General features: G+C 35.7%; 10 protein-coding genes. All 10 read left to right on the forward strand.

Annotation, left to right across the window (positions count from 1 at the left end; all coding sequences use genetic code 11):
• Positions 1-423, forward strand: a 423-nt coding sequence (locus tag HMPREF0106_RS05670) for a UpxY family transcription antiterminator (protein WP_032851584.1), incomplete at its 5' end; no start/stop codon positions are given.
• Complete coding sequence (locus tag HMPREF0106_RS05665; protein WP_009040748.1) at positions 401-2,815, forward strand: SLBB domain-containing protein; 2,415 nt, start codon at positions 401-403, stop codon at positions 2,813-2,815. The genes HMPREF0106_RS05670 and HMPREF0106_RS05665, both read left to right, overlap by 23 nt.
• A gap of 24 nt (positions 2,816-2,839) precedes the next feature.
• Positions 2,840-3,982, forward strand: coding sequence for a chain-length determining protein (locus tag HMPREF0106_RS05660; RefSeq protein ID WP_009040749.1), 1,143 nt, complete (start codon positions 2,840-2,842; stop codon positions 3,980-3,982).
• A 19-nt stretch (positions 3,983-4,001) separates the two neighbouring features.
• The gene (locus HMPREF0106_RS05655; protein WP_009040750.1) at positions 4,002-5,414 is read left to right on the forward strand and encodes an undecaprenyl-phosphate glucose phosphotransferase; all 1,413 of its coding nucleotides are present in this window, start codon (positions 4,002-4,004) and stop codon (positions 5,412-5,414) included.
• A 35-nt stretch (positions 5,415-5,449) separates the two neighbouring features.
• Entirely contained in the window at positions 5,450-6,823 is a 1,374-nt protein-coding gene (locus HMPREF0106_RS05650; protein WP_009040751.1) for a lipopolysaccharide biosynthesis protein, read from the forward strand.
• A gap of 287 nt (positions 6,824-7,110) precedes the next feature.
• Positions 7,111-7,677, forward strand: a complete 567-nt coding sequence (locus tag HMPREF0106_RS28315) for an acyltransferase (protein WP_032851577.1) — start codon at positions 7,111-7,113, stop codon at positions 7,675-7,677.
• Complete coding sequence (locus tag HMPREF0106_RS25460; protein WP_009040753.1) at positions 7,677-8,774, forward strand: alpha-1,2-fucosyltransferase; 1,098 nt, start codon at positions 7,677-7,679, stop codon at positions 8,772-8,774. The genes HMPREF0106_RS28315 and HMPREF0106_RS25460 overlap by 1 nt, the downstream gene beginning before the upstream one ends.
• Positions 8,767-9,351, forward strand: coding sequence for a hypothetical protein (locus HMPREF0106_RS05640; RefSeq protein WP_157133824.1), 585 nt, complete (start codon positions 8,767-8,769; stop codon positions 9,349-9,351). The genes HMPREF0106_RS25460 and HMPREF0106_RS05640 overlap by 8 nt, the downstream gene beginning before the upstream one ends.
• 276 nt (positions 9,352-9,627) lie before the next feature.
• The gene (locus HMPREF0106_RS28465; protein WP_410492004.1) at positions 9,628-10,500 is read left to right on the forward strand and encodes an acyltransferase family protein; all 873 of its coding nucleotides are present in this window, start codon (positions 9,628-9,630) and stop codon (positions 10,498-10,500) included.
• 167 nt (positions 10,501-10,667) lie between these two features.
• Positions 10,668-10,942: glycosyltransferase (locus HMPREF0106_RS05635; RefSeq protein ID WP_009040756.1), on the forward strand; the 275-nt coding region annotated here is incomplete at its 3' end.

Raw genomic sequence — 10,942 nt, forward strand, 5'->3', positions numbered from 1 at the left:
ATCCATCAATGGAGCGACCGTCGAAAGATGGTTGATACAGTCTTACTTCCAATGATGGTTTTTGTTCATGTCAATCCAAAAGAGCGTATGGAAGTCCTGAGCTTCTCCACGGTCAGCCGTTATATGGTGATGCGTGGTGAAAGCACTCCTGCCGTTATTCCTGACGAGCAGATGGCTCGTTTCCGTTTCATGCTCGATTATTCCGAAGAAGCAGTCTGTATGAATGATACTCCACTGGCGCGTGGTGAGAAAGTTCGTGTCATAAAAGGTCCTTTGAGCGGCCTTGTTGGCGAACTCGTGACTGTCGGGGGTAAGAGTAAGATTGCCGTTCGTTTAAATATGCTTGGCTGTGCTTGTGTAGATATGCCAATCGGTTATGTAGAACCCACAAAGATTAGTAATGACGACACAAAAAAACTTTAACGTATTTCTATTCATTCTACTGTTAGGAGTTTTTTCTCCTTTAATGGCTCAAAATATGAGCGATTCTCAAGTATTGGAATATGTCAAAGAGGGGATTAGACAAGGGAAAGAACAAAAACAATTAGCCTCTGAACTTGCCCGTAAGGGCGTGACCAAAGAACAGGCTATGCGTGTGAAGCAACTTTATGAGCAGCAGAACAATGTAAATGCTTCCAACGCTACTGGTACGGATGTCAATGAATCCCGTCTTCGTGAAGAAATGAAGGAGAACACCTCCGATATGCTGGAGGACCATCCGAGCACTCAAGATCTTGCACGTAGTAATCAGGTTTTCGGACGTAACATTTTTAATACCCGTAACCTGACTTTTGAACCCAGTGTCAACATCGCCACGCCTTTAAATTACCGTCTCGGTCCCGGTGATGAAGTGATTATCGACATTTGGGGAGCCAGCCAGAACACTATCCGCCAACAGATTTCTCCTGATGGCACTATCAACATTCAGAAAATAGGTCCCGTCAACCTGAACGGCCTGACTATTTCTGAAGCCAATGACTATCTCAAGAAAACATTAAACAAGATATATAATGGTCTTAATAATACGAGTGACCCCACTTCTGACATCCGTCTGACTTTGGGTAGCATCCGTACTATTCAAATTAATGTGATGGGTGAAGTAGTCCAGCCGGGCACTTACTCTCTCTCTTCTTTTGCCACAGTCTTCCATGCGCTTTATCGTGCCGGTGGAGTCAGTGACATAGGAAGCCTTCGTAATGTTCAGCTGGTACGTAACGGTAAGAATATCGCCACGATCGACGTCTACCAATTTATCATGAAAGGCCACATTCAGGATGACATTCGTCTGCAGGAAGGTGATGTCGTGATTGTTCCTGCTTATGACGTATTGGTTAAGATCGACGGAAAAGTGAAACGTCCTATGCGTTTCGAAATGAAGAAGGACGAAAATTTATCTACTCTTATCAGTTATGCCGGTGGGTTTGAGGCCGACGCCTACACCCGTTCCTTGCGTGTCGTACGCCAAAACGGACAGGAGTATGAAGTAAACACAGTCAAAGACCTTGATTATAGTGTCTATAAAATGCGGAATGGTGATGTTGTGACTGCCGAGGCTATCCTTAACCGCTTCACTAATAAGCTTGAAATCCGTGGTGCCGTTTATCGTCCCAGTATCTACCAGCTAAACGGTAAACTGAATACCGTCCGCGAACTGGTGAACGAAGCCCAAGGCTTGACGGGTGATGCTTTCTTGAACCGTGCTGTCCTTTATCGCCAACGTGAGGACCTTACTACTGAAGTTATCCCTGTTGACATTAAAGCCATCATGGATGGTACTTCCCAAAATATCATCCTGGCGAAAAACGACATTCTTTATATTCCGAGTATCCATGATTTGGAAGATAGGGGAGATGTTGTAATCCATGGCGAAGTAGCCAAACCTGATTCCTATCCTTATGCTGATAATATGACTCTTGAAGACTTGATCATTCAGGCCGGAGGCTTGCGTGAAGCCGCTTCTGTTGTTCGTGTGGATGTATCGCGTAGAATCAGAAATCCCCATAGTACAGTGGATAATGATACGATTGGTCGGACGTATACATTCTCTCTGAAAGAAGGTTTTGTCGTTGACGGCACACCGGGGTTTGTTCTTCAACCTTATGATGAGGTTTATGTTCGCCGCAGTCCGGGTTACCAGGCTCAACAGAATGTAGTTGTTGAAGGTGAAATCCTGTTCGAAGGCTCATACGCCATGACCAGTCGTGAGGAACGTCTTTCCGATTTGATTCGCAAAGCCGGCGGTTCTACCAAAAACGCCTACCTACGCGGTGCCAAACTTACTCGTGTTGCTACTGAGGGTGAGAAGAAACGTATGGGAGATGTGATCCGTTTAATGAGCCGTCAGTTAGGTGAGGCTATGATGGATTCTTTGGATATTCATGTGGAAGACCATTTTACGGTCGGCATTGACTTGGAGAAAGCTTTAGCTAATCCGGGAAGCACGGCGGACATTGTCTTGCGTGAGGGTGATGTAGTCTTTATTCCCAAAAGTACCAATACGGTTAAGATCAATGGTGCTGTCATGGTTCCTAATACCGTTTCTTATATAGCGGGTAAGAATATCGATTATTATTTGAATCAGGCCGGTGGTTATTCAGACAATGCGAAGAAGAGCAAGAAGTTCATTGTTTACATGAATGGTCAGGTAACTAAGGTTAAAGGTAGCGGTAAGAAACAAATCGAGCCTGGTTGTGAAATAATCGTTCCCAGTAGATCTAAGAAACGTACTAATGTGGGTGAAATCCTGGGATATGCCACTTCTTTCAGTTCTTTGGGTATGATGATTGCCTCTATTGCTAATTTAATCAAGAAATAACGAATACCTTTATAATACTTTATTATGTCTACTTCGATGGAACAAACATCTGACTCTGCAAAGGAAGTGAAACAGCGACAGGATATTCATACGGATGATGAGCTTGAAATCGATTTGATGGAGCTTCTTCGTAAGGTTGTTGGTATTCGTAAGAAAATCTATAAAGCAGCCGGTATCGGACTAATAATTGGTATTATTGTTGCGATAAGTATTCCTAAGCAGTACACGGTTAAAGTTATTCTTTCTCCGGAAATGGGTAATAACAAAGGTGGCGGTTTATCCGGTTTAGCTGCATCTTTTTTAGGAAGTGGGGTTACTATGGGGGATGGAACTGATGCCTTGAATGCTTCCTTATCTGCTGATATTGTTTCTTCTACTCCCTTTTTGTTGGAACTTTCTAATATGAAAGTCCCTGTATTAGGGGGTGAGGAAATCTCTTTAAGTTCTTATTTGAATGAAGAGTCATCCCCATGGTGGGGTTATGTAATCGGATTTCCTGGCATGGTAATGGGGGGAGCAAAGTCATTGTTTACAGAAAATGAGGATGAACCCATATCTTCCGATAAAGTAAGTCGGGGCGCAATTGAACTTTCAAAGAAGGAAACGGAGAAAATTGAGACTCTAAAGAAAATGATAGCTGCCGCTGTGGATAAGAAAACCTCAATGACTTCTATTTCTGTGACTTTTCAGAATCCTAAGGTTGCTGCTGTTGTTGCCGATTCTGTAGTGAAGAAATTGCAGGAATATATAATAGACTACCGTACCTTCAAGGCAAAAGAGGATTGTATTTATTTGGAGAAACTCTTCAAGGAACGTCAGCAAGAATATTATGCTGCTCAGAAGAAATATGCCGATTATCTGGATTCTCATGATAATATCATTTTGCAGAGTGTTCGTACCGAACAGGAACGTTTGCAGAATGATATGAGCCTTGCTTACCAGGTATATAGTCAGGTTGCCAGTCAGCTTCAGGTTGCCAGGGCTAAAGTTCAGGAAGAAAAACCTGTGTTTGCTGTTGTAGAACCTGCTGTTGTCCCCTTGGAACCTTCGGGGACTAGTAGAAAGGTATATGTTTTAGCTTTTATTTTCCTATCAGTTTGTATTGTAATCTCTTGGAATTTGTTCGGGAAAGACCTTCTGGGCAAGTTCAAAGAAGTATGTGCCTAAAATCAATTTTTAATGTGATATGGTATCAACCACCAGTCAAATCAATAAATTTATAGAATTTGTAGCAGTTCTGGGAGATCTGATCATTCTGAATCTGGTATTGTTCTTTCTCCTTTTCTTTTGGGAAGAAATATTTGTCTCTTTACCTTTTTCTTGTAGGGTTTCCTGGATGATGACTTCGTTAAGTCTTTGCTATCTGGCTTGTTCTGGATCCCGCGGGAGGGTTTGGGATAGTCGGGGAATTCGTCCTGACCAACTTGTGTTGCGTGTGTTGAAGAATATTATAGCTTTTTCCATTTTTTGGGCATGTATCATGACTTTTAGTGGAATCTATATTTATTCTCCTCTTTTCTTTGTCGCTTATTTCTCTTTCCTCTTTGTCATCTTAAGTATTTATCGTATTATCATCCGTCATTTCCTAATAGTTTATTGTGCTAAGGGTAAGCATAGACGTTATGCTGTTTTTATAGGTGGAGGCAATAATATGCAGGTGTTGTATGAGGAGATGGAGAGTTCTTTAGCCTCTTCCCTATATGAGGTTGTGGGGTATTTTGATATAAAACCGGATGAAGCCTTTTCCTCCCAATGTTCCTATCTGGGTAATCCCGACGGTTTTTCAGACTTTATGTCCGCACATCCGGGAATCAAACATGTTTTTTGTTCTCTGTCGATGGAGGAAGGGCGCTATAATTTTTCTATTATGAATCATTGTGAAAACCATTTGCTTTATTTTCACGGTGTTCCTAATGTCTGTAAAGGTTTTCCTCGTCGTATCTGGCACAGTATGGTTGGCAATATGCCTATCTTGAATCTGCGTTATGAGCCTTTGGGTAAAATGGAAAATCGTATATTGAAGCGGATATTTGATGTTGTTTTCTCCGTTTTTTTTCTGGTTACTGTTTTTCCTTTTGTTTATATCATAGTGGGAAGTATTATAAAGTTGACTTCTCCCGGTCCTGTATTCTTTAAGCAAATGCGTACAGGTTTGAACGGTGTGGATTTTGTGTGTTATAAATTCCGTTCTATGAAAGTGAATGATGAAGCTGATAGTAAACAGGCTACGGTTGATGATCCCCGTAAAACAAGATTTGGAGATTTCCTCCGTCGTTCTAATATTGACGAATTTCCTCAGTTTATCAATGTCTTTAAGGGTGATATGTCGATAGTTGGTCCCCGTCCTCACATGTTGGCTCATACGGAGACTTATGCCCGTTTGATTGATAAATATATGGTGCGGCACTTTATAAAACCGGGGGTAACCGGTTGGGCTCAAACACATGGTTTTCGTGGTGAAACGAGGGAACTTTCACAGATGGAGGAACGTGTTAAGGCTGATATTTGGTATATGGAGCATTGGACAATGCTGCTTGACTTATATATCATTTATAAGACTGTGGCAAATGTAGTTGTAGGAGAAAAGAACGCATATTAAGACTAGTAAAGGTCAAAGAAGAGAATTATAAAAATATGGGTAACATTTGTACATATCTAAGTTCACATATAGCATCATTTTTTTCTAGTGGTAGTGCACGTAGTATTGCTGTGAAGAAAAATATAGTGGGTTCTTTACTCCTTAAATGTATTAGTATTTTAATTTCTTTACAGATAGTTCCTTTAACGATTGATTATGTAAATCCTACACGTTATGGTATTTGGCTTACACTCAGTTCCATTATTGCTTGGCTCTCTTATTTTGATTTAGGATTTGCGCATGGTTTTCGTAATCGGTTTGCGGAAGCGAGAGCAAAAGGTGAAAATGGTTTAGCTAAAGAGTATGTTAGTACTACATATGCAGTTCTTTTTTTACTTTTCTTTATTGTTTTCCTTATTGCATTTGTAGTTAATAATTTTTTAGATTGGGGGGAACTTTTAAATATAGATCCTAGTTATAATAAAGAACTTCAAGTTGTATTTGGGATTCTGGCATGCTTTTTTTGTTTGAATATAGTAGCAAGTGTATTTACTACGATGTTAATGGCTGATCAAAAACCGGCATTAGCATCTTTAATTCAAACTGGAGGTCAATTACTAGCTTTCATTGCAATTTATATCCTTACTAAAACAACGATGGGTAGTCTTGTTGCTTTAGCTTTTGTTTTTTCAGGAATTCCCTGTTTCTTACTTATATCACTGTCGGTAGTTCTCTTTTGTACTAAAAAATATAAAGATATTGCTCCCTCTATTCAAAGCATTCGTTTTTCTTTAACTAGGAAGATATTAGGGTTAGGGGGGCAATTTTTTATTATAACGATTTCAATGTTATTCATCTATCAATTTGTTAATATTATAATTTCTCGTATAGAAGGTCCTGAAGCAGTTACACAATATAATATTGCATATAAATACTTTAATGTACTTAACATGGTAGCCTTTGTTATTTTAACACCTTTTTGGTCTGCATTTACTGATGCTTATGTACAGAAAGATTTTGAGTGGATGAAGCGAATTTTGAAAAAATTAGAAAAGTTATGGCTTTTGTCTATTCCTATTCTTATAATCATGTTGCTATGCGCTAACTGTATGTATAAATGGTGGATTGGTGAAAGTGTTCATATATCTTTTTCTTTGTCGATTTGTATGGCTTTTTATGTGTTGTTTCAAACTGGGGGAGGGGTCTATATGTATCTCATTAATGGAACCAGTAAAGTGCGTTTGCAATTAATTATTTATTTAATGTTTGCTATTGTTTCAATTCCTATAATAAACATTTGCTGTCAATATTATGGTATTGAAGGAGCATTAATTGTTCCAACTATTGTTTTTGGCTTGCAAGCAGTCATAGGAAAAATCCAGATTACTAAAATCATTAATAATAAAGCTTATGGCATTTGGCTTAGATAATGAGAATTTTGTTTATCAGATAGTCTTTCAAATATAGTTGTATTTTGGTAAAATAGGACATGTACTAATTAATAATTAGGTTAAGTAATATTTTAAATTTGTAGTCAATACGGTGTGAAAGTCGTATATTTTACTAGATATTGCATGATGCTTCTGTGTAAATACTTTAATTGTTTTTCATGCGAATCATATAATCTTGGAGTGAAGTTCTCATGTATGGGATTATATCGTACATGTTTTTATATTAAGTCTTGAAAAATGTATCAAATTTGCTTCTTTTTAGGGATATGGATAGAGTTAGTGTTTTAACTGTTAAAAATAAAATAATATTATTTTTTAGTAAAGTGAGAATAGCTAAGGGGGCTATTTTGTTGGGGAAAATACGGATATATAATTATGGAAAGATTTTTATAGGTAATTCTTTTTCTTTAGTGGGATTGTCTTTTTTTAATCCATTGTGTCGGCATACAGCTTCTATTCTTAGAACAGAGAAGAATGCAATATTGGAAATAGGAGATTCTGTAGGTATAAGTTCTTCAGTAATTTGGGCTTTTAGAAAGATTTATATAGGAAATCATGTAAATATTGGTGCTGATTGTGTAATTATGGATTCTGATGCACATGCTTTGAAAGTGGAAGATCGTTTGTTGGGAAAAGATGTTCAAGAAAGAATGGAAAGCCCTATTTATATTGGCAATAATGTTTTTATAGGTACTCGCTGTATTGTATTGAAAGGTGTGTCAATTGGAGATAATTCTGTGATTGGAGCTGGTTCTGTTGTTACTAAATCAATACCTGCTAATTGTATTGCTGCGGGTAATCCATGTAAAGTGATTAAATATTTAGGTGAATAATGAAGCTATATTTTATAACAACTGGAGGAGGGCTAGGAAATCAAATCATGTCATATGCTTTGTGGCTATATTTGAAAAGATCTGGATATCGAACTATGCTTTATCTTAGGGTAAATTATTTAGTGCGAATATTCAATATAAAGGATGGTCTGGTTAAAAAGAACTACTTTTTAGATTGTTTTGTAAATGTATTGAAACGTTATGGGAGTTGTGTTAGATTATTCAATCGTTGGTTTAGTAGAATAGGATATATTGAATATACTTCGTTTTTCGGGTTAAATGTAATTGATTATCCCGAATGGGGGAATTATAAATTTGTTAATGAAATATTACCTGAATTAAGAATGGACTTATTGTTCCCTGAGGATAGCAATCAACAGAATAAATCTGTTCTGGATATGATGCGAGAGTCAGATTCTGTTAGTATCCATGTTCGAAGAGGTGATTATCAGAACTCTGTTCATTGGAGAGTTATTTTAGGAGATATTTGTGATAAAAAATATTATGAGGATGCAATTGAAAAAGTTTATTCTCTGTTGTCTAAACCTGTTTTTTTTATTTTTTCAGATGATATAGAATGGGTTAAATCTAATCTTAATTTAGATCATCCAGTTTTTGTTGATTGGAATCAAGGAGAAAATTCGTTCCGCGATATTCAGTTAATGTCGTATTGCAAAGTGAATATAATAGCTAACAGTACTTTTAGTTTATGTGCATCTTGGCTTAATGTAAATACGAATCCAATACGCATTGTTCCTTCTAAATGGTTGAATAGCTATTTTGATAATTTATTAATTAAATATATACCTTCTGATTGGATTATTATTAATAACAAGAAACCAACCATTTCTATCATAACTAGTTCTATTCTTTCAGAGTGTTCTATAAAAGATATTTTAAAACAACGATATTCTGATTTTGAATTAATACTTAATGATAGTGGTGAGGTGAAGATTTTTGATGGTCGGATTAAAACCGGAGAGATAAATGGTAGGTATATTTATAATTACACGCGGAGTGATTCTTTAAAATTTAGAAATCGAAATTATCTATGGAATTGGTTATCGAAAATATATGCAGACGAATTATATGGATGATATCGTTTTATTATTAACAGCTTGTATTAATCCTAATGGGATGTCGTATACTGTAGTTCAGGATATTGAATTACGTAAAAAGCAGTATAGAGAGAGTTTGTCTTTTTATTTAACTCATACCAAATATAAAATTGTTTTTATCGAGAATTCAAATATAGATATATCTTGCCTATATCAAAAAGAAATTTCTGAAGGTAGATTAGAATGTATTACTTTTGATGGGAATAATTATGATCGTTATTTAGGGAAAGGCTTTGGAGAAGCTTTAATTTTGAATTATGCATACATTCACTCAAAATTAATTGCTCAATCCCATTATATCGTAAAAATAACTGGTAGAGTAATTGTTGAGAACGTGATAGAATTAATAGACTCATGTTCTTTGGATAAGAAAAGTGTGTATTGTGAATTGGGGTTAAGAGAGAAAACTACAGTTTCAGTATTTTTCATAGCTCATAAAGACTTTTATCCATTATTTCTTTCGAAAAGAAATTTGATTAATGACTTTTCTAAGTGCTATTTCGAAAAAGTGTTATTTCAGTCTATTTTTAGAATGGAGAAAGGATATTCATCATAAATATTCTCCTTTCTATTTACCTGTTCATTTGAGAGGAATATGTGGAACTTCTGGTGCTGTATATCCTACTGGAAATAAAGTAAAGGCTTTTGTAAAATATATATTATATTTATTTTTTAAACGATTTCTTTTTATAGAATAACTAATGTGGCATGAAGGATACTATGGGAACTGGAGATGATTCTTCTCTATCATCTTGTGCTTCTTCTGTTATAGGCGAAGGTATTTCTGAGAAGCATTACTCTAGCTTAAAATGCTCTAAAAAAAAAACATAGTATTTTAGTTGATAATCTTTGTGTATTTGCTATGTTACTTGTTTTAATAGGGCATGCTGATGTCGTTGATCATTATCGTACATTATGGATTTATAAGTGGGTTTATCTTTTTCACATGCCTTTGTTTTTCTGTGTTTCGGGATATCTGTTTGCATTAACTGAAAGTTACAGTTTGAAAGTAAGTACATTTGTTAGGAAAAAGACATTTCGATTGTTGATACCTTTAGTCGTAATTACAACGATTGGATTCCTGCTAAAGTCACAAATAGGAATAGCAGCAGAACGTCCTGTTAGTACGGACTTTATATCTTATTTGCATTGTTTTCTATATCCTAATGATAATCCTGTTGCTTATCTTTGGTTTCTAACTGTCTTGTTTGAAATTCAAATTCTCATATTTGTTTACTATAATTTTTTGGCTATTAATGTAAAATGGTTGCTTCCTATTGCTATTGTGGCATTCTATATTATTCCAGAAATAAATTTTTTGTATGTTTCACAAGCAATTTATTACATTGTATTTTTTGTATGCGGAATATTGTTCTGTAGATATGAAAAAGAAGTTATTGATTACTTGCATTTAAGAAGCTGGGGTATGATGATATTATTGGGAGTGCTTTCTGTTAGTTCTCCATATATCATATTACCAATTTATTTTGCAATTATATATGCATTGATAGGAATATTTTTTAGTATTTCATTAGTGTTGAATCTGCAGAAAAAAAACATCAAAATATTCCCGAAATTACGTAAATATACTTATACTATTTTTTGTTTGTCGTGGTTTTCTCAATCATTTTGTCGTACGGTTCTTATGTCTCATTTTAATTTTTCTTTATTGGCCTTATATTACTGTGATTTCCTTTATTTCTAGGTTTATTTATCTCATATGGTATTGGAGCTATAGCAAATAGATATTTAAAAACAGGAGTGTTGGCCCGATTTCTTCGAATTTCTATGGGATTATAACTTGTTTTTGTTGTAAGTTGGTGATGCATGTGTAATTAATATTTTCAGTATAAATGTAAATCAAATTTTGAAATGAAGTTATTATCAATTATTATTGCTACATATAATGCAGGTAATACATTAGATGCTTGCTTGACAAGTATAACTAAACAGAAAAGTAGTGAGATAGAACTATTAATTATTGATGGGGGGTCCTCCGATAAAACTCTTGATATAATTCATTCTTATGGAGATAAAATAGATGTTTTAATATCTGAGCCAGATAAAGGTATTTATGATGCATGGAATAAAGGTATATCACATGCAACAGGGGCTTGGATTATGTTTATAGGGGCTGATGATATATT

The organism is Bacteroides sp. D22 (assembly GCF_000163675.1).
GTDB lineage: Bacteria > Bacteroidota > Bacteroidia > Bacteroidales > Bacteroidaceae > Bacteroides > Bacteroides xylanisolvens.

Excerpts from the sequence above, each read along its gene's own strand:
- HMPREF0106_RS28315 (WP_032851577.1), top strand. The coding sequence starts at position 7,111 with ATGGATAGAGTTAGTGTTTTAACTGTTAAAAATAAAATAATATTATTT.
- HMPREF0106_RS05650 (WP_009040751.1), top strand. The coding sequence starts at position 5,450 with ATGGGTAACATTTGTACATATCTAAGTTCACATATAGCATCATTTTTT.
- HMPREF0106_RS05640 (WP_157133824.1), top strand. The coding sequence starts at position 8,767 with ATGGATGATATCGTTTTATTATTAACAGCTTGTATTAATCCTAATGGG.
- HMPREF0106_RS05665 (WP_009040748.1), top strand. The coding sequence starts at position 401 with ATGACGACACAAAAAAACTTTAACGTATTTCTATTCATTCTACTGTTA.
- HMPREF0106_RS05660 (WP_009040749.1), top strand. The coding sequence starts at position 2,840 with ATGTCTACTTCGATGGAACAAACATCTGACTCTGCAAAGGAAGTGAAA.
- HMPREF0106_RS05655 (WP_009040750.1), top strand. The coding sequence starts at position 4,002 with ATGGTATCAACCACCAGTCAAATCAATAAATTTATAGAATTTGTAGCA.
- HMPREF0106_RS25460 (WP_009040753.1), top strand. The coding sequence starts at position 7,677 with ATGAAGCTATATTTTATAACAACTGGAGGAGGGCTAGGAAATCAAATC.